The following is a 26999-nucleotide window of genomic DNA, read 5'->3' on the forward strand; positions in this document are numbered from 1 at the left end:
TTGCCGAATGGTAATGAAAAGCCCCACGTCTGACAAGGTAATTACCCCCGGCACTGGCTCCAAGCCTTTGAGTATAGGGGCTCTACGGATGTGGCAAGTTGTCACACAGATTTTTTTACATAAATAGCAGGCAATAAAAAACGCCCAGCTCCGTGAGGAGGCTGGGCGTTTTCTGGAACGTAAAAGCGAATTAACGCTTCGAGTACTGCGGACGCTTACGCGCTTTACGCAGACCAACTTTCTTACGTTCAACTTCACGAGCATCGCGAGTCACGAAGCCAGCTTTGCGCAGAGCGCCACGCAGGGTTTCGTCGTACTGCATCAGAGCGCGAGTGATACCGTGGCGGATTGCGCCAGCTTGACCACTTACACCGCCACCGATAACGGTGACGTAGATGTCGAACTTTTCAACGGTCTCGGTCAATTCCAGCGGCTGACGAACTACCATGCGGGCAGTTTCGCGACCGAAGAAATTTTCCAAAGTGCGGTTGTTGATCGAGATGTTACCAGTACCCGGACGCAGGAAAACGCGAGCGGTAGCGGTTTTGCGACGGCCAGTGCCGTAATTTTGAGTCGCCGACATAATGAACTATTCCGTTAAAACTTCAGTTCTTGGGGCTGCTGAGCAGCATGAGGGTGAGCAGCGCCCGCATAGACTTTCAGCTTGCGATACATGTCGCGACCCAGTGGGCCCTTCGGCAGCATACCTTTGACCGCGATTTCAATCGGGGCTTCAGGCTTTTTGGAGATCAGGCCTTCGAAGTTCGAAGACTTGATACCGCCTGGGAAACCGGAGTGACGGTAGTACATTTTGTCTTGCGCTTTGTTGCCGGTAACACGTACCTGCTCGGCGTTGATGATGACAATGTAGTCACCGGTATCAACGTGAGGGGTGTACTCAGGCTTGTGCTTGCCACGCAGACGGCTGGCGACTTCAGTGGCCAGACGACCCAGGGTCTGACCAGCGGCGTCGACGACAAACCAGTCGCGCTGAACTGTTTCTGGTTTTGCAGTAAAAGTTGTCATTCTTTAATAGCCTCAGGGGCCGCCCTGTAAATTAGACGGCGGATCTTACTGAATAGTGCGTACTTTGACAAGTCAAAGGCAGCCGGATACAGACGCTATCGGGGGCTCGGGTCGGCGCGTCCGTTCAACGGCAAGATTCTTCGGCAGGCGGCGCATCACTTCCACTGCAGAAAGAGGTGGGCAATTATGCAGATTGCCAAAAAAATTTCAACCTGCTTTTATGATTGTTTTCCCCGAAGGAGTACCCGATGGACTATCGACAGCTGGGCCGAACCGATCTGAACGTGAGCGCGATAGCCTTGGGCACCATGACCTGGGGCGAGCAGAACAGCGAGGCAGAGGCCTTCGCACAGATCGAACGGGCCAAGGCCGCGGGGATCAACTTCCTCGACACCGCGGAAATGTACCCGGTGCCGCCCAAGGCCGACACCTACGCCACCACCGAGCGCTACATCGGTAATTACTTCAAAAGCCGCGGCGACCGTGCCGACTGGATCCTCGCCAGCAAGATCGCCGGCCCCGGCAACACCATCGACTACATCCGCGATGGCAGCCTCAAGCACAACCGCAAGCACATCGCCGAAGCCCTGGACGCGAGCCTCAAGCGCCTGCAAACCGACTGGATCGACCTCTACCAGCTGCACTGGCCGGAACGCAGCACCAACTTTTTCGGCCAACTGGGCTACAAGCACAAGGCCGACGAAGACCTGACGCCGCTGGAGGAAACCCTCGAAGCCCTGGATGAGCAGGTCAAGGCCGGCAAGATCCGCCACATCGGCCTGTCCAACGAAACCCCGTGGGGCACCATGAAGTTCCTGGCCCTGGCCGAAGCCCGTGGCTGGACCCGCGCGGTGTCGATCCAGAACCCCTACAACCTGCTCAACCGCAGCTTTGAAGTGGGCCTGGCGGAGATCGCCATCCGTGAACAGTGCGGTTTGCTGGCGTATTCACCGCTGGCGTTCGGCATGCTCAGCGGCAAGTACGAAGGTGGCGCACGCCCGGCCAAGGGTCGCCTGAGCCTCTATAGCCGCTTCAGCCGCTACTTCAATGCGCAATCGGAGGCTGCATGCAGCGGTTACGTGGCACTGGCCCGTGAGCACGGCCTGGACCCGGCGCAGATGGCATTGGCGTTTGTGACCCAACAACCGTTCGTGACCAGCAACATCATTGGCGCCACGACCCTGGACCAGCTGGACAGCAACATCGCCAGCGCCGACCTGAAACTGTCGGATGAGGTGCTGGCAGGGATTGAGGCGATTCAGAAGGACCATCCGAATCCTGCGCCTTGATTGATCTCTAGACCGCCTTCGCGAGCAAGCCCGCTCCCACATTCGACCGAGTTCCACCTTTGGAATGCAGTCGAATGTGGGAGCGGGCTTGCTCGCGAAGCGGCCCTCAAAAACACCAAGCATTCAAAGCGCCCGCGCAATAATCTCCTTCATGATCTCATTCGTCCCCGCATAAATCCGCTGCACCCGCGCATCTGCCCACGCCCGCGCAATCGGGTATTCCCACATAAACCCATACCCGCCGTGCAGTTGCACACACTCATCCAGCACCTTGCACTGCAGGTCTGTGGCCCAGTATTTGGCCATCGCGGCCGTGGGCACATCGAGCTTGCCTTCCAGGTGCAACTCCATGCACTTGTCGACAAACACCCGGCCGATCTGGGTTTCAGTGGCAATCTCCGCCAGCTTGAATCGGGTGTTCTGGAAGTCGATGATCGCCTTGCCGAACGCCTTGCGGTCGCGGGTGTATTCCAGCGTCCATTGCAGCGCCGCCTCGGCTGACGACAACGCGCCAATCGCCACCGTCAAACGCTCCTGCGGCAACTCCTGCATCAGGTAGGCAAAGCCCATCCCCGCCTGGCCCAGCAGATTCTCCTTGGGCACCCGCACATCCTGGAAGAACAGCTCCGATGTATCCTGGGCCTTCATCCCGACCTTCTCCAGGCGCTTGCCCTTGTCGAAGCCCGGCGTGTTGGCCTCCACCAGAAACAGACTGGTGCCCTTGGCGCCGGCCTTGGGATCGGTCTTGGCCACGACGATCACCAGATCAGCCAGGAAGCCATTGGTGATGAACGTCTTGGAGCCGTTGATCACGTATTCATCGCCATCCAGCACCGCCGTGGTCTTGACCCCTTGCAGGTCGGACCCGGCCCCCGGCTCGGTCATGGCAATCGCCGTGACCATTTCCCCGGAGATCAGCTTGGGCAGGTACTTGTGCTTCAGCGCCTCACTGCCGTAATGCAGGATGTAGGGCGCAACAATGTCCGAATGCAGGGAGAAACCAATCCCGGTCAATCCCAGGCGACTGATCTCCTCGATCACCACCGCGCTGTAGAGAAAGTCCGCCCCGAGGCCGCCGTACTCTTCCGGCAAATGCGAGCAGAGCATCCCCGCCTCCCCCGCCTTGTTCCACAGGTTGCGGTCGATGTAGCCCTGCTTTTCCCATTGCCCGTGGAACGGCGCCGCGTCTTTTTCGAGGAAGGTGCGCACGCTCTGGCGGAAGAGTTCGTGCTCCGAGCTGAACAAGGTTCTGGGAATCATGGGTCACCTGTGTGAATTGTCGGACAAGACCGGGATCACAGAGCCTAAGCCGCGAAGGCGTCACAGGACACTGGACACATGCGACAAAAAATAAGACGATCCAGCCGTCTGGTGACCACTTTCCCCTATAAGAATAAATGAAATTATGTCTAACCAAATCTCCACGCCCTTGCGGCGCGTCAGCATTTTGGCCATTGATCGGGTATTCGCTTCAACCCTCATGCAAGCCAAGGATTTCTTCCACCTCGCGAGCCTGCGCTACGGCAAACAGCTGGGCCAGGGCCTCACTCCCGCCTTCGAAACCCGCCTGGTCAGCCCCGACGGGCAGTCGGTGCGCAGCTTCAGCGATGTGATCATGCCGGTGGACGGCGGCCTCGAAAACGCCGACATCATCGTGCTCCCGGCCTTCTGGGACGATTTCGACTCGTTGTGCCAACGCTACCCCCAAGTGCTGCCCTGGCTGCGCGAACAACACGCCCGTGGCGCGGTGCTGTGCGGCGAAGCCACCGGGGTGTTCTGGCTCGCCGAAGCCGGCCTGCTGGATGGCAAGGAAGCGACCACCTATTGGCGCTTCTTCAACGCTTTCACCGAACGCTTTCCCAAGGTGCAGCTGAACCAGGACAAGCACCTGACCGACGCCGACAACCTGTACTGCGCCGGCGGCACCACTTCAGCCTGCGACCTCTACATCTACCTGATCGAACGCTTCTGCGGCGCCAACATCGCCCAGGCCGTAGCCCGCGACATCCTCTACGAAGTGCAACGCAGCTACGCCCCCGGGCGCATCGGTTTTGGCGGGCAGAAGCTGCACCAGGACGTGATCATCCTGCAGATCCAGCATTGGCTCGAAGAGCACTTCGCCGACAAGTTCCGCTTCGAAGACGTGGCCCGGGAACACGGCATGAGCATCCGCAACTTCATGCGCCGCTTCCAGACCGCCACCGGTGACAAGCCGCTGCACTACCTGCAACGGTTGCGCATCGAGACAGCCAAGGGCCTGCTGTCCGGCAGCCGCAAAAGCATCAAGACCATCAGTTACGAGGTGGGCTACGACGACGCGAGCTTCTTTGCGAGGCTGTTCCGCCAGCATACCGAGCTGTCGCCCAACCAGTATCGCCAGCAGTTCCAGCAGGCCGCGTAACCAAAGGGTATACGCAGTAAAAATGTGGGAGCTGGCTTGCCTGCGATGGCGGCGTGCCAGGCACCAGCGGCATCAACCGACAGACCGCTATCGCGGGCAAGCCCGGCTCCCACAGTTGCTTTCTGTTGACCTGGAAATTTGCATAAAAAAAGGCCCGCATCGCTGCGGGCCTTTTTCATTTCAAGCACATCGCTTACGGCTTGTGCGCCCGCGACAGAAACTCGTGGGACTGCATTTCCAGCAAGCGGCTCAAGGTGCGCTGGAATTCGAAGTTCAAGCGGCCGCCGGTGTAGAGGTCCTTGAGCTCGACTTCCGCCGAGATGATCAGCTTGACGTTGCGGTCGTAGAATTCGTCGACCATGTTGATAAAGCGCCGCGCGATGTCGTCGGTGGTGACGCTCATCTGCTCGACACCGCTCAGGATCACCGCGTGGAAGATCTTGCCCAGTTCGATGTAGTCGTTCTGGCTGCGAGGGCCGTCGCACAGTTCGCGAAATTCGAACCAGGCCACGTCATCGCAGGTGCGCAGTGCGATGATTTCGCGGTTTTCGATGATCAGCTTGTCGTTTTCAATCGCCTGGGTGCATTCCGGCGTCAGCGCGCGGAAGCTCTTGCGCAGGCTTTCCTGGGCCACTTCGTTGAGCGGGTAGTGGAACAGTTCGGCTTGTTCAAGGTGACGCAGGCGGTAGTCGACGCCGCTGTCGACGTTGACGATGTCGGTGTTCTGCTTGATCAGGGCGATGGCCGGCAGGAAACGCGCGCGTTGCAGGCCGTCCTTGTACAGGCCGTCTGGCACGATGTTCGAGGTGGCGACCAGGGTCACGCCGTTCTTGAATAGCTCTTCCATCAGGGTGCCGAGGATCATCGCGTCGGTGATGTCGGACACGAAGAACTCATCGAAACAGATCACCCGGGCTTCTTCCGAGAAGCGCTTGGCGATGATGGTCAGCGGGTTCTTTTCGCCCGGCAGGGTCTTCATCTCTTCGTGCACGCGCTTCATGAAGCGGTGGAAGTGGGTGCGGACCTTTTCCTTGAACGGCAGCGCTTCGAAGAAGGTGTCCACCAGGTAAGTCTTGCCCCGGCCAACACCCCCCCAGAAATACAGGCCCTTGACCGGCGTGTGGTCTTTCTTGCCAAACAGCTTGCTGAACATGCCCGGCTTGTTCTGCGAGGCCTGGACCAGATCGTCGTACAGGCGCTGCAAATGGCGCACCGCAGTTTCCTGGGCAGCGTCATGGAAGAATTCAGGGCGTTTCAGATCAGCTTGATATCGTTCTAGGGGCGTCATAATTCGTTAGCAAGGCAACAAAAACGGGCCGCCACTGTAACGACGGCCCTGAAGAATGGCAATCACCCCTTGGTCGGGTCAATCCTCGATTGGGGTCAACGCAACGCGCAAGGCTTCGATCGCCGCATCCCGCGAGGCGCTGTCGGCGAACGCCGGGCTATCGGCGACGACTTCACCGTCCAGCCACACGCTGAAGCTCGAGGCTTCACTGCGGACATCCAGCGCCTGACCCGATTGCAGCTGCTTGGTTACGGCGCCTGCGGTTTTACCGTCGGCAAAGTTGCGCGACAGCAGCAGTTGCTCGCCTTCGGCCGCCAGCAAACGGAAGCGGAAGCTGCCGTCGTCTTCGCGGAAGCTGACAAAGCGTGCGGCTTTCGCAGCTTTCTTCTTGGTGGTGGCAGCCACGGCGACCGGATTGACGAACGAGCGCAGGCCCACCGCTTCACGCAGTTCGGCCAGGAACGGTGCAGCCACGGCGCGGGCTTTGCGGGCGCCGACCAGCAGCAGGTCTTCCATGTCCGACGGGCGCGACATCAGTTGGTGATAACGCTCGCGCGCTTCAACCAACTGGCCGTCCAGCAGTTGGAACAGACGGTTCTTCGCCTCGCCCCAGCCCAGGCCTTGCAGCAGTTCACCGCGGAACTCTTCTTCCTGGGTCTGGGTGGCAAATGCCTGGTACAGGGTGAACAGGTGCGAGTTGTCCGGATCCTTGGCTTCGCCCGGCGCGCGGGAGTCGGTGACGATCCGCGAGATCGCGTCCTTCATGTCCTTGGCGCTGGTGAACAACGGGATGGTGTTGTCGTAGCTCTTCGACATCTTGCGGCCATCCAGGCCCGGCAAGGTGGCGACGCTTTCTTCGATCAGCGCTTCGGGCATGGTGAAGAATTCTTTACCCTTGCCGAACAGGTGGTTGAAGCGCTGGCCGATGTCGCGAGCCATTTCCACGTGCTGGATCTGGTCACGACCGACCGGCACCTTGTGGGCGTTGAACATCAGGATGTCCGCAGCCATCAGCACCGGGTAGCTGTACAGGCCCATGGTGATCCCCGCATCCGGGTCTTCGCCGTTCTCCAGGTTCTTGTCCACCGAGGCCTTGTAGGCATGCGCACGGTTGAGCAAGCCCTTGGCCGCCACGCAGGTCAGCAGCCAGGTCAGCTCGGGGATTTCCGGGATGTCGGACTGGCGGTAGAAGGTTACCCGGTTCACATCCAGGCCACCGGCCAGCCAGGTCGCGGCAATTTCCATGCGCGAGCGCTGGATGCGCTGCGGGTCATCGCACTTGATCAGGGCGTGGTAGTCGGCCAGGAAGTAGAAGGAGTCGGCGTTGGCGTCCTGGCTGGCAAGGATCGCCGGGCGAATCGCGCCGGCGTAGTTGCCCAGGTGCGGCGTGCCGGTGGTGGTGATGCCGGTGAGGATGCGGGTACGGGTCGTCATGGGTGATCGCTTGTCATCAATTCGAAAGGCGTGGCAGCACAAGATCCTTGAGATCGGTCAGCTTGCCATGAAAAAAGTGTCCGCATTCTGCCACTTTCAGCAGCTCATGGGGGCGATTCAGGGCCGCGGACCAGTCGTAGACGAGTTGCGGGTCGACCACTTCGTCGGTTTCCGGCTGGATCACGGTCAATGGGCAGCCTTGTGGCAACACGTCGTTATCCCGCAGGCGCATCACGGCCGCGGCCACCATGAACAGGTGCGCGAGTTTTTCGCCCTTGGCTTCCAGGCGGCCGCCGAGGGTGGCCGCGACAAACCCGCCGAAGGAAAAACCCAGCAGGGTGATCGGCAGGTCGGGATGCTTTTCACGCAACCAGGTGGCTGCCGCTTCGGCGTCGTCGACTTCACCGGTGCCCATATCGTGCGTACCGGCACTGGTGCCGACACCGCGATAATTGAAACGTAACGTGATCAAGCCGGCATCGCGCGCGGTGCGTTGCAGGGTCGATACGACTTTGTTGAGCATGGTGCCGCCCTGCACCGGGTTCGGGTGACAGATCAGCGCCAGGCCACGTGGCTCGGGGTGATCCAGATACAGGGCTTCCAGTTGGCCTACCGGGCCATCGATCAAAACGGGGGTTTCACGCATCAGCAAGGAAGGAACTCCGTGACCTCTCAAGGGGTCGACTCGTCTAGCTAAAAGTCTGTGCATGGCATCATTGCGAGCTTAATCGCGGTATACAGCGCAGGTCCGAGCCGTTAACGTAAAGCAAAGCCGTTTATAGAGGAAGGACTCGTGGAACACTCGCTCTTAGTTTGGTTGTTGCCGACTCTCGCCTTGGTTGCCGGTGTCGCCATTGGATTCCTGGTTGCCCGCCTGCTGCCGAATGCCGCGCCTAACCGCACGCAGCGTCAGCTGGATGACATTCAGGAACGTTTTGACAGTTATCAGAACGAGGTTGTTACCCACTTCAACAGCACCGCGACCCTGGTGAAAAAGCTCACTCAGAGCTATCAGGAAGTACAGGATCATCTCGCCGAGGGTGCCAACCGCCTGGCCCTGGACGACATCACCCGCCAGCGCCTGCTGGCCGCGCTGCATTCCGATGCACCGCACGCTCCACGGGAACGCCTGACCCCTCCGCGGGAAAATCAGGAACCGCCACGGGATTACGCGCCAAAAACGCCAAACGCCCCGGGGATGCTGGATGAGCATTACGGCTTGAAGAAGTAATAGCTTTTCAAGCGGCATGAAAAAGCCCGGCTGATCGATGATCAGCCGGGCTTTTTTGTTGGAATCAGGTCGACCAGACGACACTGATCCAATGTGCGAGCGGGCTTGCTCGCGAATGCGGTCTATCAGTCACCCTATGTATTAACTGACCCACCGTATTCGCGAGCAAGCCCGCTCCCACATTGACCGAGTCCGACTTCAGGACACTGGCTGTTCTTGTAGCTGCCCGTCCTGTATCCGCACATGCCGCCCATGGAAACGCTTGAGGCTGCTGCGGTGCCCGACGCTGACGATGCTCAACCCCGGCAACTCATCGATCAACGCCTGATACAGCGCCGCCTCATCTTCCTCGTCCATCGCCGAGGTGGCCTCGTCCATGTACAGCCATTGCGGTTCAAACAACAACGCCCGCGCAAACGCCAGGCGCTGTTGCTCACCCGGCGACAGCATGCGCTGCCAGTGATTGGCTTCGTCCAAGCGTGGAATCAGGTGCGCCAGGCGGCAGGTTTCCAGGACCTGTGCATAACGTTGCGCCGGGTACGCGCCCTCCTCCTGTGGATAACTCAACACACCCCGCAAGGTACCAATCGGCAGGTACGGCTTTTGCGGCAGGAACAGGTAACGCTCGGCCGGCAAGCGGATGTTGCCGTGGCCGTTTGGCCAGAGATTGCCCATGGCCCGCAGCAAGGTTGACTTGCCGCTGCCGGAACGCCCGCTGAGCATCAATCGCTCACCCTCGGCAACCGTCAGGTTGGCGCCATCCAGCAGGTGACGACCATCCGCCAGATCGAGGCTGAGGTTGCTCATCTGCAAATTGCCGCCCTGGCGTTGCAACTCGATGCCCATGTTGCGGCCTTCGTTTTCCTCCATCGCCTCGCCAAAGCTCAGCAGACGATCACAGGTCGCACGCCAGCTGGCCAACACGGTGTACGCGTCGACAAACCAGCTCAGGCTGCCCTGCACGCTGCCAAACGCACTGGCCACTTGCATCAGCACGCCCAGCTCTATCTGGCCGGAAAAGTAACGCGGCGCTGCCACCACAAACGGGAAGATGATCGCGATCTGCGAGTAACCACTGGTGAAAAAGTTCAGGCGCTTCTTGAGCTGCATGATGCTCCAGAAGTTGCTCCACACCCGCCCGAAACGTGCACTCAGTTGTTGGTGTTCATTCGGCTCGCCATTGAACAGCGCGATGCTTTCGGCGTTCTCGCGCACCCGCACCAGGCTGAAACGCAAGTCGGCCTCGAAGCGTTGCTGGCGGTTGCTCAAGCCGATCAGTTTTCGACCAATCAAGTGGGTCAACCAACTGCCCAGCACGGCATATACCAGTGCCGCCCAGAACATATAGCCGGGAATCGTGATGCCCCAAACCTCGATACTGCCGGACACGCCCCACAGGATCACCGAGAACGACACCAGGCTCACCAGGTTACTGATAAACCCCAGGCCCAGGCTCAGGGTGCTGCTGGTAAAGGCGTTGAGGTCTTCGGAGATACGTTGGTCGGGGTTATCGGTGTAGCCGCCATATTCCAGGTGGTAGTAGTTCTTCTCGCTCAGCCACTTGGCGAAGTAGGTTTCAGTCAGCCAGCGCCGCCAGCGGATGGTGAGCATTTGCTGCAAATAGGAAGTGAACACCCCGGTGACGATCGCCACCACGGCGATCACACTGAAATACATCAGCAGGTGGGTGAAGGCGTCGTAGTCCTTCTTTTCCAGGGCGTTATAGAAGTCGCGGTTCCAGCTGTTGAACCACACCGACACGGCCACACTGAACAGCGAAAGCCCCAGCACCACCAGCAACAACAGCCAGGCCTTGAACTTCTCCTCACTGCGCCAGTAGGGGGTGATCAGCGCCCAGACTTTCCTTAAAAATTGCCCACGCACCGCGTCATTGACCGCGGAATACTCAGCGTTCTGATTCATTGTTCAGGCTCGGTAGGAAAAAAATAACAGGCGTTTGAACCGATCATAAACGATCGGTTCAGGGCTCCGTGCGGCCTGAAGCAGATTGTTCAGTCGCCGTTCAACGTCGAACCGGGCGTTTCTGCAACTTGCGCTGCAACGTTCGACGATGCATGCCCAGGGCGCGGGCCGTGGCGGAGATGTTGCCTTCGTGCTCGGTCAACACCCGCTGGATGTGTTCCCACTGCAGGCGGTCCACCGACATCGGGTTTTCCGGCACCAGGGTGTCGAGGTCGGCGTGCTCGGAGAGCAAGGCGGCCAGCACGTCGTCGGCGTCTGCCGGCTTGCACAGGTAGTTGCAGGCGCCACGCTTGATCGCCTCGACGGCGGTGGCAATGCTGGAATAGCCGGTGAGGATCACCACGCGCATTTCCGGGTCCAGCTCCAGCAGCTTGGGCAGCAGCACCAGGCCGGAGTCGCCGTCCATTTTCAGGTCCAGGGCCGCGTATTCCGGCAGGTCGGCCGTGGCGATGGCCAGGCCTTCCTCGGCGGAACCTGCGGTGCTGACGCGAAAGCCACGACGGCTCATGGCGCGGGCCATCACGCGGGTAAAGGTGGCGTCGTCATCTACCAGCAGCAGGTGCGGCAGTTCTTCGCCTTCGACTTGGATCTCGTCACTCATCGATGTCTCCTCGTGCGACACGGGGCAGGCGCAGCTCGGTGAGCGTGCCGCCTTCCTCATGACTATAGAGTTTCACTGAGCCGCCCGCGCGGGTCACGCTGGCCTTGCTCAAAAACAGGCCCAGGCCGAAGCCTTTGCCCTTGGTGGTAAAGAAGGGCTTGCCGATCTGCTCGGCAATCGCCAGCGGCACACCGGCGCCGTGGTCGCGAATGCTGATGGTGAAGTCTTCCGCATCCCAGTCCAGGGTCACTTCCAACCCTTCCGGGCAGGCATCGGCGGCGTTGTTCAGCAGGTTCAGCAGCGCCTGGGTCAGGTCCGGCGGCGGTGCCATGCGCGGCACCGTGCCCTGGCCCAGCAGGTGAAACCGGTAACTGGCTTCGGGACGCATCAGGTGCCAGCGGTTCAGGGCTTCGTCCAGCCACTGGGTGACGTCTTGCATCTCCACCGCCAGGCGGCGATTGGCCTCGGCGGCGCGCACCAGCTGCTGCAAGGTCAGCTTGCACTGCTTGACCTGTTCCTGCAGCACACTCAGGTCGTCTTGCAGGGCCGGGTCGTGGTGGTCCTGGGTCATTTCCTTGAGCAGTACGCTCATGGTCGCCAGCGGCGTCCCCAATTCGTGGGCCGCGCCGGCGGCCTGGGTGGCAACGGCCAGCAGCTGCTGGTCACGCAGGCCTTCTTCACGGCGAATGGCGCGCAGTTCTTCCTGGCGGCGCAGCTCTTCCGCCATTCGTGCGGCAAAAAAGGTGATGACCGCCGCCGACAGGGCAAAGCTCAGCCACATGCCGTAGATCTGCAGGTTTTCCCGGGCGATGGGGAAGGTCTGCAACGGGTAGAACTGTGCCAGCAGCAGGGTGTACAGGGTCAGGGCAATACCCGACAGCACCACCGAATAACGCCACGGCAAGGTCACCGCCGCGATGGTCAGTGGCACCAGGTAATAGGACACGAACGGGTTGGTGGAGCCGCCGGAGAAGTACAGCAACACACTGTGGATAAACAGGTCGCAGGCCAGTTGCAGGGCGTATTCCAGCTCGGTCACAGGCCACGTGGTGCGCAGCCGGATGACGGTAAATACACACAGCACCGTGGAGAAGCCGAGGGTCACGGCCAACTGCAACCAGGGCAGCGGCAGCAGCTTGAACCAATAGGCGAGCCCCACCGAACCGGCCTGTGCGGCCAGCACCAGGGTGCGGATGAACGTCAGGCGCCAAAGGTTCTGGCGGGTGGCGGAAGTCAGTTTTACGGCGGCGAGCATGAGCTCTCCCGATGAGCGCTGCAGGCGGATCGCACGGAGTATAAACGAAGCGACAGCGCTGGCACGGCGTGTGTGGCTCTTTGACGCAGGGGTCAGGATCATGACCGTTCGTCGGCATCCGCCAACTTGTAGCGAATGTGTAAACCCGAAGAACTGAAACCTTGCGTCTACAGTCTTACCGAACACGAACATCTCAAGGAGCTTACATGTCTCGTTTCATTCGCAGTGCAGCCACCCTCACCCTCGGCGCCGCTACCCTCGCCAGCCTGCCGGCCATGGCCGCTGACGAACTGCATTACAACCAGATTTCCCTGCGTGCCGAAGTCAGCCAGGAAGTGGCGCGCGACCAGATGATCGTCACCCTGTACACCGAGTCGCAGAACACCGACCCGGCCAAGCTTGCCGCCGAAATCACCACCACCATGAACAAGGCGCTGGCCCAGGCCCGCGAAGTCAAAGGCGTGACCCTGCGCCAGGGTAGCCGCAACAGCTACCCGATCTACGACAACAAGAACCAGAAAATCACCGGCTGGCGTGAACGCGCTGAGCTGCGCATGGAAAGTGCCGACTTCGCCGCCCTGTCCAAGCTCACCGGCGACATGCTGACCAACCTGAAAATGGACAGCATGGACTTCGCCATCGCCAACCCGACCCGCAAGGCCAGCGAAGATGCCCTGCTTAAAGAAGCGGTCACCGCATTCAAGGCCCGTGCCCAACTGGCCACCGATGCGCTGGGCGGCAAGGGCTACAAGATCGTCAACCTGAACTTCAACACCAACGGTTATCCACAGCCGTATGCACGTGGCGGGATGATGATGAAAGCCGCAGCGATGGATTCGGCACCGACGCCGGAAGTCGAAGCCGGCACCAGCCAGGTCAACATGACCGCAGATGGCGTGATCGAAGTCCAGATGCCTTGATCGAGCGGTACCCCAGTTGCAATGACGCTGCCCACGGGCAGCGTTTTTTTTGCCTGCGCACTTCATTCAAGAAGTATCAGCGGTAATAACCGGATATCAGCTTAAGAAAATACTCAATGGCTGAGAGTGTTCTGGTCCACACACCTTGAAGCGCACCGGCGATAAATCTTTTCAGCTTATAACCCGCGTAATGGCGAACTACATCTTCCCCATCAAAGAACGGAACACGCCTACACGCTGAACCACCTATGGCGGACATCACATCATTCCTGCACACCATGCACATCAGGATTTGTCATATGACCACCATAGGTTCCATCGCGGCAAACAACGGCTTCTTCCTTGATACCCCCTCCTCGGCAGGTATTGCCGAAGAACAGGGAAAACCCCGCCAAGGTACGGATACTTCACGGCAGACATATTCGCCAGGGCAGCCCGTAAAGGCAGCCGATCGGGCCACCGACACTCCCGCATCACGACCCCGCCGTCACACTCACGACGTGTTGATCCCGGGATTGCCATACAACAAGACAGTCGAAAACTACATTCGCAGTGCAACGACAGGGTTCGAGACGCCCCTGGAAAGCACCGCCAACCTTATCAAGGCCGAAATCAAGAAAAAGTGGGGCGAGGACGTTGATCCGGACAACACGTTTATTACTACCTTCAACTACGACCCGACACGGGGAAGGCCTCCTCGCAATGCAAAGGTACTGAACCGGATAACCTTGACCCAGGCGGCCCTGCAAGATGTGCAGAAAAAAAACAACACCGATGAACACCAGACGCCCGAGGAAAAAACACGCACGACCCTGCATACCTGGCTGGAACGGCTACTGACGTTTTCGCCGCTGGGCCAGGCGGGGCTTGCCATTGACTCTGCCGTCAATGCCCAGCAGACCTATGAGTTTATATACCGCGCCTCCCCGCCCGGCCAGCGCCAGCAATACAACGAGTCGATGCGGATCAAAAAGACCCCGGAGCAATTCAGGGAATTGGTGTGGAACACCGAACGCGCCGCGCCGTATAAAACATTCCTGGATACGTTCTGGCCCAGCCACGAAAGCAAATACACGGCATTGACCAAGGCCTCCTTCGTTGCCGCCATCCTGCTCCAGGAAAAGACCGGCAGCCTGAGCCCAAGCGACAAGGAACTGGCGCTACGCGCAGCGAACTTGACCACCGATAAAGACTGGTCGAACCTCCGCGTCGAGGACCTGAAAGCCTCTGCCGCCCAGGACCCAGGCCTGGAAATGGGTCTGCTCAGCATCAACGGTTTTCAATCTTCGGACCTGCTGTACATCACCGACAAAAACCCCAAGGTCACCGATGACGGCAAGATCATCAGCCCCACGCTTTTGTATATTCCCGGCAACTCGTCGCCTATTCATCGCTTTGACAGCCAGGCCCAGATGAAAAACTGGCTGGCTGAGCAAGCTGCCGACCCCACCAAGCGCGAAGCCCTTTCAACCCATTTCACGCTGCGTGACCAGGCCGACCGGACGTTCTCCGACGGCGTGAACCAGACACTGACCGGGCTGGGTGGCTGGCACCGCAAAGACGCGCCGGATGCCGATGTGTTGGAGCGCCTGAATGAATTCAACCCGCAGACTTTCATCACCACCGAACCCCTCGCCCAGGACCCATTCGAGGCCATTACTGCCCGCCAGAAAGATCGCTCGTACAAGGATGCCGAGACCCAAATCGTCACCGACAGCGACGTGACCAAAGCCAACATCCTCAAAGGCCTGGAAACCGCCACCAAAGTCGCGATGCTGATGACGCCGCTGGCACTGGTGATGCCCGAAGTCGCCGTGGCCCTCGAGGTGTTCTACGTCGCCTCCGGCGTAGCGGAGGCCGGTATCGGCATCGATGACGTCAAGCACGGCAAGAAAGGCGGGGCCGACCATATCGTGTTCGGAGTGCTCAATGCGCTGCCGACGGTGGCTTCGGGCGCAACTTCACTGGTGGAGAAAGGGATAGAGAGGGCCTCGAAAGCCCTTGAGTCCTCCACCCGCATCGCCCTCACGCGCGAAGTCGAGCCGGGAGCTGCAGGGGCAAGCGTGCTGGTACCTGAGGGCCTGTCCGCAGACCAGACCTTCCTGATCAAGCGTGCAACCCATACCGATGTAGTGGTCGGGGATGACGTTTACCGCTACGACCCCGCACAACCGGACGCCTTGACCAAGATGGGGCCTACCGAGCATGCCGAGCCGCTGGAGGATTTTGAAGCCGTTTGTGCGCCGGTTGGGCGCCGCGTAAAGCGCAACATTGACAGCTTGTGCTACACAAAAATGATCGAGGACGCCGATACATCGGTCGCTCAAGACGCCCAGGCACTTGAGCATCGGCGTCTCTTGCCGGGCGCCCCAACGCAGGAAGGCGCGCGGACCGTGGTGCATGAGCACAGGCTGTATAGAGTGAGCGACACATCCAGCCAGGAGCTGATGTCGGTGCCCGGGCACACGCCGGTTACCTACCGCAACCAAACCAGCGGGGTGGTGCTCAATGAGCCGGACTTCGGCTATGAAGATATCGGTCAACCACGGGCGCTCAACCAGGAAACCGTGGTTGTAAAGCTGGACCAGATCAGTGATCTCAGTGATGACCAGCGCGTCCTGAGGGGCATAAAAATACCCTACGCAGGAATAGATTATGTGGTGGTCGAGGGCGATACCGGCATTTACTACGTGGCCGAATACGACGGTTCGAACCCTGCGCTCAACTTTCAACGCATCGCCGCAAACACCGATCCGGCCAGCCGGGACATCATCAGGCTGCATGACGAGTACAAGGACCTCTATCGTGACATTTCCGGAAAAACCCACAATAACGATCTGGTGATACTGCCCTCCCTGGACTCACTGGCAAAAAAACTGAGCCTTGAATACAACTTCACACCCGATCAAGCCACCCAACTGGACCGAGTCCTGGCCGGACTGTCCGATGAAAAGAAACGTGAAGTTCTACTGGCAGTCTATGCCTGGGACAAGAAGGTAGAGGTGGCCGCCAAGACCATACAACTTGAGCCCCTTCAAAAGCCTCACTATTTCGGGCAGCTCACGGTCAACGAGCAAAACAAGGCCTACGCCCGTTGGGGCAAGAGAACGGTGGAGGAACAGTTCCAGACAACCGGTATACGGTCGGCCAACCAGAAAACCCTGGCCGATGCCGGTAACAGTCTGCGCAGCGACGTGGCCAATGAAATAGTGACCTGGCTATACACTCGAACCGGCGCGCCCAACTACTCGGAGGTCATCCTGAAAACGGGGGCCGGCAATTGCGACCAGATGGCCAGGGTCGCCACCGATACCGTTAACGCCAGTGGCGGCTTTGCCCGCATTGCACAAGTGCAGGGACACACCTTCAGCGTGGTCGGCGGCCCCGCAAGTCAGCCTAACCTCTTGACCGCTGGATTTGCCGAGCCCGAATGGGCTGATGCGTGGATAGTGGACCCATGGGCCGGTATCACTTGTCCAGCCAACGAGTACCACGGCCAATTCGCACAACGCATGCAGGAATGGAGCGACGAGGGCCGGCAAATCCTGATCGGAGATGGTGGTACGCCGCCTCGGCACGTCTGGAGCGATCCTATGGACCCGCGGTGGATACAGTCCACCGTTTATGGCGGCGCACAGGTGTTTTAAGGCGATCGCCGCGACGCAGGCGCTTATCTCAACCTGGGTAACCCGAACGGCGGCAACCGTGGTGACCGCCGTTCTCGTTCGCGTAGCGTTTACCTGCCATTTCAGGGAGCAGGACTGCAATGCCGCTGCCTTCGGGCAGCATTTTTTTTGCCTGGCACTTAATTCAAGAAGTTTCAGCGGTAATAACCGGTTACCAGCTTCAGAAAATGCTTAATCGCCGGGCGTCTGCTGGTCCGGACACATTGAAGTGCGTTGGTGATAAATCTTTTCAACTTATAACCCGTGCAATGGACAACTACATCCTCACCCTCAACGAGCGGAACACGCCTGGACGCTGCACCACTCATGGCGTAGATCACCGTACTCCTCATCCACAGTTTATGGCGGCGCAGATGCGTGCAATCAACATCCAGCCAGGTAATCTGAAATGACAAGCTCAGTTCAACTTAACATTGTCCATTACCCAAAAACACCGCTACCCGGTACGACTCAAGAACAACGTACCGAGGCGCTGGAACGGATACCGCCAACGCCATTGAAGAGTACCGATATTTATGAAACGGACAACGTTGGCACTGCCGCCAGGAACGAGTCTGATATCTACAAGGCAACCATTTACGGACCCGACTTTGTTCACGCGCCAGGCGATGGGTATATCTACAATGAGCGAGAGGCTCATATCGATGCCTATGCCAATCGTGTAAAGACGCAGATCGAAAATATAGAAAGTGGCACTGAAGGCGAACGAAACGTCAAGTTCCAGAACGTGCGCCTGTTCATGGACCCCGCAGGATACTTCAGTGGGGGTTTATTGGCAGCCGGGTTCGACCCGCATGAAAAGTTCACGGTAACGTTCAATACCTATGTCGGTATGGGCACAGCACAAAATCTCTCTGATACCCAGACACACACTTATTTCGCATGGGAAATTGCAGCGGGTGCTCTAGCGCACGACAGACCCGCACGTGGTGGGGTTTTAAATTTTCCTGAAATGGAAATAGAAAAAAAAGACCGGACAAAAATCAATGATCTGGAAGCGTTCGGCCGACAACTTCAAGCTCGCTGGGAGAAAGACATAGCCGCGCCGATGCGCGAGGGCTCCGGAACAATAGCAGAGCGATCGGGAAAAGCAGACGCCTATGTAACACGGGGCACGTTGCTGAGCCTTCGTAGTGACACGGAAAATTTCGCAAGGTTAAGCCCTGCCGGCCAGGAAGCGGTGAATCGCACGCTGGACAAGAATGGGCAAGTGATTATCCCCAATATTTACGGCTACCCCATGAGCGGGTATGCCTTTATCCCCTACACGCCTTACGATGGCAATCCCGCCAATCGCCCCAATCAGGGAGTCATGATCGACTTGAAGAACGGCGCTGTCCGCGAGATAAAAGGCGATGAAGAATTTGCGAACTGGGCCAAAGACAATCGTGATGAATTGATGCGCCGTTTCAATACCGGTGATATGCAAGGGGGACACAATGCCCACTGGCCACCGGCCGGGGCGGTGCTCGACAGCCTCATCCAGGATAATCGGTCGCGATATCCGGGGTACGAACACTGGTACAAAGATAAATCCGTGCCGGTACGAGAGCTATTCAACTACACCGAATCGCGAAAAGCAGGTTATGGGCTGCAATTTGGCGATCTGAACAAAGGTATCGCCCCCCACTATCAGGAGCAGAACGCCAACAATGCGGTGTGGGCCGACCAGACGGATGTGTTTGGTGCCTCGCAGCAAGCCTGGAAGTCGGTGAAAGACACCTGGGGCAAAACCTTTGGTAATCTGCCCATTGTTGGCAATATAGGCAATATCGTGTTTGGCGTGCATGACAGCCTCTATGGCAAGACCGCAGGCGAGCGCACAGGGGGAACTGCTGCGGCCGTCATCTCAAGCCTGATGCTGGCACACGAAGTTGCACCCGGTTTGGTCGAGGCGAGCCTGGGTGAAACTCCGATCACGTTCAACTCCACCGTTACTGAAGACTACCGCTGGAACTATAATTCGCAGAAGAGCGAATTTGAGCTGACACGCGTTTCGAAAGTATCCGGCGATAGTCATCCGGACCCGTCTTTAAATGAAATTGAGTCGAGTGGACCAGAGGCCCCCCCGGCATCTATCAACGTAGACGGCGTCGAACTGCCGCCCCTGAAAACGGTTAAAAATCTGCCGGTCGGCGAAGCCCTTTTTTCTACTGCTGAAAAAACCAGTATTCTCAGTGGAGAAATAGATAGCCTGAACACTATCAACGATAAACTTTACACGTTCGTGGATGTGAACAAACAAGGTTCGGCCCAGCGATTGAACATACTGGTACACGGTAAAGTCGATGAGACTACCGGGGTCGCAAAAGTTTCTTATGATGGAAAGCTCAATAGTCCGGAAGAATTGCTGGATACGCTTCACAGCAAAGGGATCCATCCGGAAGAGTTCGACAACGTGCGCCTGCTGTCATGTGACTCCGCAACCGGTGGGGATGCTTCGTTTGCCGCTCAATTCCAAAAGTTGATTGGCCGCCCTGTCAAAGGTTATAGCGGTACCTTGACCGCCAACCTGTCCCCGGAACAAGTAAAAGCAGCCATTGATAAAGTAGAACACCTCTACCTGGAGAACTTATCCGCACAAAAAATCCCGATCACCGACAACGTCCGTACCGCAGTAAGAGCTCAGGCTGAACAGTATGTCAGCGAAGAAATGGCGCGAATCAAGAAATTCAAGCCGTCAAAGAACAACCCGTACTGGAATCCGTTCAAGTGGTGGGCGTTCACTTATAAACCCGAACACTTTCCGGCCAAATCGTAGCGACCTGGAATAGCCGAATCCCGGAGACACTGGGGCCTCGCATGCTTATCTCTACCTGAGTGACAAGAACGGCGGTAACCTCGGTGACTGCCGTTTTCGTTCGGGCACTATTTGCCTGCCACTTCAGGGGTCTCCATGGAAAGAATCACCTTAAAACCGCTGCTCCTTGCTGCCGGCCTGCTGGCATTCATGCCCATGGCCCAGGCAGCCGGCACCCTGGTCTACTGCTCCGAAGCCAGCCCCGCCGGCTTCGACCCCAGCCAGTACACCAGCGGCACCGATTTCGATGCCTCCGCCGAAACCGTGTTCAACCGCCTGACCCAGTTCAAGCGTGGCGGCACTGAAGTCGAACCCGGCCTGGCAACCAATTGGGACGTGTCCAAAGACGGCCTGATGTATACCTTCCACCTGCGCGATGGCGTCAAGTTCCACACCACCGACTATTTCACCCCGACCCGTGATTTCAACGCCGACGACGTGCTCTTCACCTTCCAGCGCCTGCTGGATCCCGAGACCCCGCTCCGCAAGGCCTATCCATCGGAGTCGCCCTACTTCACCGACATGGGCTTGAACACCACGATCAAGAGCGTCGAAAAACTCGACGAGCACACCGTGCGCTTCAACCTGAACAACGTTGACGCCTCCTTCGTGCAGAACCTGGCCATGAGCTTCGCCTCGGTGCAGTCCGCCGAATATGCCGCGCAGTTGCTCAAGGAAGGCAAGGCCGCGGACATCAATCAGAAGCCGGTGGGCACCGGGCCATTTGTGTTCAAGCGTTACCAGAAGGATTCGCAGATTCGCTACAGCGCCAATAAACAGTATTGGAAGCCCGAAGATGTGAAGCTCGACAACCTGGTGTTCTCGATCACCCCGGACGCCGCCGTACGCCTGCAAAAGCTCAAGGCCGGCGAGTGCCAGGTCAGCGGTTACCCGCGCCCTTCCGACATCGAAGTGATGAAGCAAGACCCCAACCTGCGGGTTCTTCAGCAAGCCGGCTTCAACCTGGGCTTTCTCGCCTACAACGTGACCCACCCGCCCCTGGACCAGCTCAAGGTGCGCCAGGCGCTGGACATGGCCATCGACAAGCCGGCAATTATCAAGGCGGTGTACCAGAGCGCCGGACAATTGGCGCAGAACGCCCTGCCTCCGGCCCAGTGGTCTTATGACCCGACAATCAAGGACGCGCCCTACGATCCGGCCAAGGCGCGGGCGCTACTAAAAGAAGCAGGGGTTGCACCAGGTACCACCCTCAACCTGTGGGCGATGACCGTACAACGCGCGTCGAATCCCAATGCCCGGATGTCGGCGCAGATGATCCAGCAGGATTGGGAAAAGATTGGCATCAAGGCCAATATCGTCAGCTATGAGTGGGGCGAGTACATCAAACGCGCCAAAGCCGGCGAGCACGACGTGATGATCTACGGCTGGACCGGCGACAACGGCGACCCGGATAACTGGCTGGGCGTGCTCTACAGTTGTGCCGCGGTGAAGGGCAGCAATTATGCAAAATGGTGTAACCCGGCCTACGACAAACTGGTACAGCAGGCCAAGGTCAGCAGCGACCGCGAGCAGCGCATCAAGTGGTATCAACAGGCACAAAAAATCCTTAAGGAACAAGTACCTATAACGCCTATCGCAAACTCGACGGTTTTCCAGCCCCTGCGAAAGGAAGTGCAGGACTTCAAGATCAGTCCTTTTGGACTCACTCCCTTCTACGGCGTCAGCCTGAATAAGTAACAGCCGCGCCCCAACCGAGTGCGCCAGACGCCTCGGTTGGGCATTCCTGGTGCAGCCCTCGCACCGAAAAAAACCCTCAAAAGTGCGTAAATGTGTCTGAACTTACACATATGCGACATTCGTGTACGTTCGTACCACTGTTTAGCCGTTGTAGGCTCTCAACATCTTGCATTGGGTATGGGCCCTGCATAAGTATCCGCAGGTCGACTCACGAGGTCGCCCTCACTACCAAAAATGACAACAAATCATGAGGCCAACATGCTTAAACACGCAGTCATTCCGTTATTAGTCAGCGCCGGTTTAATGGCTGCTGCACCTTTCGCCCAAGCGGCGAGCAACCTGGTGTTCTGCTCCGAAGGGAGCCCGGCCGGTTTTGATCCAGGCCAGTACACCACCGGAACAGACTTCGATGCTTCGGCCGAAACCATGTTCAACCGTCTGACCCAGTTCGAGCGCGGCGGCACCGCTGTTGTTCCTGGGCTCGCCACGACCTGGGACGTTTCCCCGGATGGCCTGACGTACACCTTCCACCTGCGTGAAGGCGTCAAGTTCCACACCACCCCGTACTTCAAGCCAACTCGTGAATTCACGGCTGACGACGTACTGTTCACCTTCAACCGGATGATCAATAAAGACGATCCGTTCCGTAAAGCCTACCCGACCGAGTTCCCGTACTTCACGGACATGGGTATGGACACCAACATCAAGAACATTGAGAAAGTCGATGACCACACCGTCAAGTTCACCCTTGGCACCGTGGACGCCGCCTTCATCCAGAACCTGGCAATGAGCTTCGCCTCCATCCAGTCGGCTGAATACGCCGCCCAGCTGTTGAAGGAAGGCAAGGCACAGGACATCAACCAGAAGCCAATCGGCACTGGCCCGTTCGTGTTCAAGAGCTACCAGAAAGACTCCAACATCCGTTACACCGGCAACAAGGATTACTGGAAACCTGAAGACGTGAAGATCGACAACCTGATCTTCGCCATCACCACCGACCCGTCGGTGCGTATCCAGAAGCTGAAGAAAAACGAATGCCAGGTGACCCTGTTCCCACGTCCGGCCGACCTCAAGGCGCTGGGTGAAGACAAGGACCTGAAACTGCCGCACCAGGCCGGTTTCAACCTGGGCTACATCGCCTACAACGTAATGCCGGTCCTCAAGGGCCAGACCGCGCCTAACCCGCTGTCCGACCTGCGCGTGCGTGAGGCCCTGGACATGTCGGTGAACAAGCAGCAGATCATCGACTCGGTGTACCAGGGCGCAGGCCAACTGGCTGTCAACGCCATGCCGCCAACCCAGTGGTCCTATGACACCACCATCAAGGATGCGCCGTTTGATGTGACCAAAGCCAAGGCTTTGCTCAAGGAAGCCGGCGTCAAGGAAGGCACCGAGATCACCCTGTGGGCGATGCCGGTCCAGCGTCCGTACAACCCGAACGCCAAGCTGATGGCCGAGATGCTGCAGAACGACTGGAAACAGATCGGCCTGAAAGTGAACATCGTCAGCTATGAGTGGGGCGAGTACATCAAGCGTTCCAAAGGCGGCGAGAACCAAGCCATGATCATTGGCTGGAGCGGCGACAATGGTGACCCGGACAACTGGCTGAACGTGCTGTTCGGCTGCGATTCCCTGGCCGGCAACAACTTCTCCAAGTGGTGCGACAAGAAATTCGACGGCATCGTGAAAGAAGCCAAGGCGACTTCCGACGTAGCCAAACGCACCGAGCTGTACAAGCAGGCGCAACATATCCTCAAAGATGCAGTCCCGATGACACCTATCGCGCACTCGACGGTGTATCAACCCATGCGCAACAACGTGCAGGACTTCAAGATCAGCCCATTTGGCTTGAACTCCTTCTACGGCGTGAGCGTAAGCGGCAAGTAAGGATCTCTGGCGGCGACGTTTCATAACGTCGCCGTTATTGCATCCGCCAAGACCGTAGGAAACAGACCACCTCCGCACACGCTGCCGTCCTACGGCAGCTAACTGCGAATCGCGGCTCCGTTACCTACAAGGTCTGTCAGATTCGTTGCATTTACTGCCTGGCTCCCGACCCATAACGTCGTGGTACGGCAGACGCATCGTCTCTGTAGGGCAACTGCCGTTGTGGGATCAGTGTTGTCGCAAGGTCGTGAATGACCTTGCGATTGCTCACTGACGAAAACAACAAACAAGGATCGGGATTGTTATGCGCCATACCACCGTTCTATCCGCGATATTTGGCACCAGCCTGCTGGCTGTGGCCTCGATGGGCCAGGCTGCCGAGAAAAAGAGCCTGGTGTTTTGCTCCGAAGGCAGCCCGGCGGGCTTCGACACCGCGCAATACACGACGGCCACCGATAACGACGCCGCCGAGCCTATCTACAACCGCTTGGCCGAGTTTGAAAAAGGCGCGACCAATGTCGTACCGGGCCTGGCAACCCGTTGGGATATTTCCGAAGACGGCCTGACCTATACCTTCCACCTGCGTGAAGGGGTGAAATTCCACGGCAACAAGGACTTCAAGCCGACGCGCGACTTCAACGCCGACGACGTGCTGTTCACCTTCAATCGCATGCTTGACCCCGAACACCCGTTCCGCAAGGCCTACCCCACCGAGTTTCCGTACTTCAACGGGATGAGCCTGAACAAGAATATCGCCAAGGTCGAGAAAACCGACCCGCACACCGTGGTGATGACCCTGAACACGGTCGACGCCGCGTTTATCCAGAACATCGCCATGAGCTTCGCCTCGATCCTGTCGGCTGAATACGCCGACCATTTGCTCAAGGTCGGCAAGCCCAGCGACATCAACCAGAAGCCGATCGGCACCGGGCCGTTCGTGTTCCAGCGCTACCAGAAAGACTCGCAGATTCGCTACACCGGCAACAAACAGTACTGGGACCCGAGCCGCGTGAAGCTCGACCAGCTGATCTTTGCGATCAACACCGACGCCTCGGTACGGGTACAAAAGCTCAAGGCCGGCGAATGCCAGATCACCCTGCACCCGCGCCCGGCCGACGTCGAAGCCCTGAAGGCCGACCCGAACCTGCAACTGCTGACCAAGCCGGGTTTCAACCTGGGCTACATCGCCTATAACGTGCGGCACAAGCCCTTCGACCAGCTCGAAGTGCGCCAGGCCCTGGACATGGCGGTGAACAAGCAGAGCATCCTCAACGCCGTGTACCAGGGCGCGGGGCAACTGGCGGTCAACGCCATGCCGCCGACCCAGTGGTCTTACGACGACACCATCAAGGACGCCGCCTACAACCCGGAAAAAGCCAAGGAATTGCTCAAGGCTGCCGGCGTGAAGGAAGGCACCGAGATCACCCTGTGGGCGATGCCGGTACAACGGCCGTACAACCCCAACGCCAAGCTGATGGCCGAAATGCTGCAAAGCGATTGGGCGAAGATTGGTCTCAAGGTGAAGATCGTCAGCTATGAATGGGGCGAGTACATCAAGCGCACCAAGAATGGCGAGCACGATGTCAGCCTGATCGGCTGGACCGGCGACAACGGTGACCCGGACAACTGGCTGGGCACCCTCTACAGCTGCGACGCCATCGGCGGGAACAACTACTCCATGTGGTGTGACCCGGCGTACGACAAGCTGATCAAGCAAGCCAAGGTCGTCACCGACCGCGAACAAAGGACTGTTCTATACAAACAGGCGCAGCAACTGCTCAAGCAGCAGGTGCCGATCACGCCAGTCGCCCACTCGACGGTCAACCAGCCGTTAAGCGCCAAAGTCGAAGGTTTCAAAGTGAGCCCCTTCGGCCGCAACGTGTTCTCGGGCGTCAGCATCAACCCATAAAAAGATAACCGGATTGCGCAGGGCGAGCATTCGCCTTGCTGCAAACGTGCAGCCTTATTTCGGGTTTTACCCATGGGCAAACGTTTGCAAAGGCTTGAACGAGTTACACACCCAATAGCCGGTTCACCTAAAAAGACCGGCATTAAAAAGAGAACCAAAGGAGCTTCACCCATGAAACTGAGCAGCACCGCGCTACTGGCCCTGGCCATCAGCAGCATCACGGCTAACGCCTACGCTGATCCTGCAAGCCAGGACTTCGTTCCAACCACACTGGCCGGCACCAGCGCCCAAAGCGAGGCCAAAGGCTTTATCGATGGCGCAAGCCTGGGCGGTACAACCCGCAACTGGTTCTCCAACGAACAACGCTTCCGTGGCAGCAAGTTCACTTACCAGAAGCACGGCGAAGCCCGTACTGACAACTACCGTACCAACTGGGTGCAAGGCACCATCCTCAACGCTACCTCGGGTTTCACCCAAGGCACCGTTGGCGTGAGCACTGAAGTGGCGGTCTACAACGCTCTGGTCCTGGACCGCAGCAAGCGCGACATCAAGGGCGGCTCCAACCGTACCCTGGCCGACTCCGACGGCGACGCTGTAGACCAGTGGAGCAAACTGGGCCTGGCCAACGTCAAGTTCCGTGTCTCGAACACCACCTTGACCGCCGGTCGCCAGAACTTCAGCAGCGGCATCATCGACACCATCGGTAACCGTGCGCTGCCTTCGAGCTTCGAAGGTGTGAGCTTCAACAGCGAAGAGTTCAGCAACCTGTCCTTCCAGGGCGGCGTGTTCGACCGCGTTTCGCCACGGACCGAGCAGAGCCTGTCGAAATTCCGTACTGAATACGGCAATGGTCGCCAGGAAACCGACAAGGTCAACACCCTGGGCGTCAACTACCAGCCGTTCAAGAGCCTGAAGACCAGCCTGTTCGCCGCTAACGTGGAAGACTTCTGGAACCAGTACTACTTCGGTGCTACCCACGAGCTGGGTGACAGCCAGACCCTGTCCCTGACCACGGGCCTGAACTACTACAAGACCGTCGACGAAGGCAAAAAGTTGATGGGCAAGATCGACAACGACACCTACTCGCTGTCGTTCGGCCTGACCCACCAGGCTCACAGCCTGACCTTCTCCTACCAGGCCGTGAACGGCGACGAGTACTTCGACTACCTGCACGAAACCAACGGCATCTACCTGGCCAACTCCCTGACGTCCGACTTCAACGGTCCGAACGAGAAGTCCTTCCAGATCGCCTACGGCATCAACATGGCCGAATACGGCGTGCCGGGCCTGAAGTTCAACGTCTACTCGGCACGTGGCTGGGGTATCGACGGTACTCACTACACCGGCGACGGCGGCCGCGCTGGCTTTGCCTACAACGGCATTCAGGCCCAGGACGGCGAGAAGCACCAGGAATACGGTGTAGGCGCGGCTTACGCGATCCAGAGCGGCGCACTCAAGGCCACCACCATTCGTGGTACCTACGTGACTCACCGTGCCAGCGCCAACCAGGCTGACGGCAACCTGCGTGAGTTCCGCCTGGTGACCACCATCCCGTTCAACATTCTTTAATCAGCGCCAGGTCGGCGGCGGG

General features: G+C 58.5%; 20 protein-coding genes. 11 read left to right on the plus strand and 9 right to left on the minus strand.

What is annotated here, in order from left to right; all coding sequences use genetic code 11:
• Window positions 1-190 precede the first annotated feature (190 nt).
• Window positions 191-583 (minus strand): 30S ribosomal protein S9, encoded by a 393-nt coding sequence (gene rpsI / locus HX869_RS22435; RefSeq protein ID WP_003216038.1) that lies wholly within the window; start codon window positions 581-583, stop codon window positions 191-193.
• Between the two features lie 14 nt (window positions 584-597).
• Complete coding sequence (gene rplM / locus HX869_RS22440) at window positions 598-1026, minus strand: 50S ribosomal protein L13 (RefSeq protein WP_003216032.1); 429 nt, start codon at window positions 1024-1026, stop codon at window positions 598-600.
• Between the two features lie 248 nt (window positions 1027-1274).
• Between rplM and HX869_RS22445 the strand changes: the two genes are divergently transcribed.
• The gene (locus HX869_RS22445) at window positions 1275-2315 is read left to right on the plus strand and encodes an NADP(H)-dependent aldo-keto reductase (RefSeq protein WP_178903660.1); all 1041 of its coding nucleotides are present in this window, start codon (window positions 1275-1277) and stop codon (window positions 2313-2315) included.
• A 123-nt stretch (window positions 2316-2438) separates the two neighbouring features.
• Here the strand turns inward: HX869_RS22445 and HX869_RS22450 are convergent, their stop codons facing one another.
• Entirely contained in the window at window positions 2439-3575 is a 1137-nt protein-coding gene (locus HX869_RS22450; RefSeq protein ID WP_003216028.1) for an acyl-CoA dehydrogenase family protein, read from the minus strand.
• A gap of 220 nt (window positions 3576-3795) precedes the next feature.
• On the opposite strand from HX869_RS22450, the gene HX869_RS22455 reads away from it, so the two are divergent.
• A complete protein-coding gene (locus tag HX869_RS22455; protein WP_173406101.1) occupies window positions 3796-4716 on the plus strand; it encodes a GlxA family transcriptional regulator in 921 nt (306 codons plus the stop codon).
• 193 nt (window positions 4717-4909) lie between these two features.
• Here the strand turns inward: HX869_RS22455 and zapE are convergent, their stop codons facing one another.
• The 3 genes from zapE to HX869_RS22470 form a co-directional block, all read right to left on the minus strand.
• The gene (gene zapE / locus HX869_RS22460; protein ID WP_003216025.1) at window positions 4910-6004 is read right to left on the minus strand and encodes a cell division protein ZapE; all 1095 of its coding nucleotides are present in this window, start codon (window positions 6002-6004) and stop codon (window positions 4910-4912) included.
• Between the two features lie 78 nt (window positions 6005-6082).
• Window positions 6083-7438 carry a tryptophan--tRNA ligase gene (locus HX869_RS22465; protein ID WP_178903661.1) on the minus strand — a complete coding sequence of 452 codons (1356 nt, stop codon included), beginning with the start codon at window positions 7436-7438 and terminating at the stop codon, window positions 6083-6085.
• 16 nt (window positions 7439-7454) lie between these two features.
• A complete protein-coding gene (locus tag HX869_RS22470; protein ID WP_023659190.1) occupies window positions 7455-8084 on the minus strand; it encodes an alpha/beta hydrolase in 630 nt (209 codons plus the stop codon).
• A 147-nt stretch (window positions 8085-8231) separates the two neighbouring features.
• On the opposite strand from HX869_RS22470, the gene HX869_RS22475 reads away from it, so the two are divergent.
• Window positions 8232-8669 carry a YhcB family protein gene (locus HX869_RS22475; protein WP_003216019.1) on the plus strand — a complete coding sequence of 146 codons (438 nt, stop codon included), beginning with the start codon at window positions 8232-8234 and terminating at the stop codon, window positions 8667-8669.
• Between the two features lie 198 nt (window positions 8670-8867).
• Here HX869_RS22475 and HX869_RS22480 read toward each other — a convergent pair whose 3' ends face one another.
• From HX869_RS22480 to HX869_RS22490, 3 genes are all read right to left on the minus strand, one after another.
• Complete coding sequence (locus HX869_RS22480) at window positions 8868-10592, minus strand: ABC transporter ATP-binding protein/permease (protein ID WP_102369913.1); 1725 nt, start codon at window positions 10590-10592, stop codon at window positions 8868-8870.
• Window positions 10593-10692: 100 nt separating this feature from the next.
• Window positions 10693-11253 (minus strand): response regulator transcription factor, encoded by a 561-nt coding sequence (locus HX869_RS22485; RefSeq protein ID WP_003216016.1) that lies wholly within the window; start codon window positions 11251-11253, stop codon window positions 10693-10695.
• Complete coding sequence (locus HX869_RS22490; protein WP_003216013.1) at window positions 11246-12508, minus strand: ATP-binding protein; 1263 nt, start codon at window positions 12506-12508, stop codon at window positions 11246-11248. The genes HX869_RS22485 and HX869_RS22490 overlap by 8 nt, the downstream gene beginning before the upstream one ends.
• A 206-nt stretch (window positions 12509-12714) precedes the next feature.
• Between HX869_RS22490 and HX869_RS22495 the strand changes: the two genes are divergently transcribed.
• From HX869_RS22495 to HX869_RS22530, 8 genes are all read left to right on the plus strand, one after another.
• Complete coding sequence (locus tag HX869_RS22495) at window positions 12715-13428, plus strand: SIMPL domain-containing protein (RefSeq protein ID WP_003216012.1); 714 nt, start codon at window positions 12715-12717, stop codon at window positions 13426-13428.
• Between the two features lie 299 nt (window positions 13429-13727).
• Window positions 13728-17075: a dermonecrotic toxin domain-containing protein gene (locus HX869_RS22500; protein WP_023659189.1), complete on the plus strand. Its 3348-nt coding sequence runs from the start codon at window positions 13728-13730 to the stop codon at window positions 17073-17075.
• Between the two features lie 119 nt (window positions 17076-17194).
• On the plus strand, window positions 17195-17506 hold the full coding sequence (locus HX869_RS22505; RefSeq protein WP_134327322.1) for a hypothetical protein: 312 nt from the start codon (window positions 17195-17197) through the stop codon (window positions 17504-17506).
• The gene (locus HX869_RS22510; protein ID WP_218645432.1) at window positions 17503-19875 is read left to right on the plus strand and encodes a hypothetical protein; all 2373 of its coding nucleotides are present in this window, start codon (window positions 17503-17505) and stop codon (window positions 19873-19875) included. The genes HX869_RS22505 and HX869_RS22510 overlap by 4 nt, the downstream gene beginning before the upstream one ends.
• A gap of 135 nt (window positions 19876-20010) precedes the next feature.
• The gene (locus HX869_RS22515; protein ID WP_003216002.1) at window positions 20011-21612 is read left to right on the plus strand and encodes an ABC transporter substrate-binding protein; all 1602 of its coding nucleotides are present in this window, start codon (window positions 20011-20013) and stop codon (window positions 21610-21612) included.
• Window positions 21613-21870: 258 nt separating this feature from the next.
• A complete protein-coding gene (locus tag HX869_RS22520) occupies window positions 21871-23499 on the plus strand; it encodes an ABC transporter substrate-binding protein (RefSeq protein WP_003216000.1) in 1629 nt (542 codons plus the stop codon).
• A gap of 364 nt (window positions 23500-23863) precedes the next feature.
• The gene (locus HX869_RS22525; RefSeq protein ID WP_372865593.1) at window positions 23864-25408 is read left to right on the plus strand and encodes an ABC transporter substrate-binding protein; all 1545 of its coding nucleotides are present in this window, start codon (window positions 23864-23866) and stop codon (window positions 25406-25408) included.
• A 171-nt stretch (window positions 25409-25579) separates the two neighbouring features.
• The gene (locus HX869_RS22530) at window positions 25580-26977 is read left to right on the plus strand and encodes an OprD family porin (RefSeq protein ID WP_003215995.1); all 1398 of its coding nucleotides are present in this window, start codon (window positions 25580-25582) and stop codon (window positions 26975-26977) included.
• The last annotated feature ends 22 nt before the right edge of the window (window positions 26978-26999 follow it).

Origin of the sequence: Pseudomonas sp. P7779 (assembly GCF_013386315.1) — a bacterium.
Lineage (GTDB): Bacteria > Pseudomonadota > Gammaproteobacteria > Pseudomonadales > Pseudomonadaceae > Aquipseudomonas.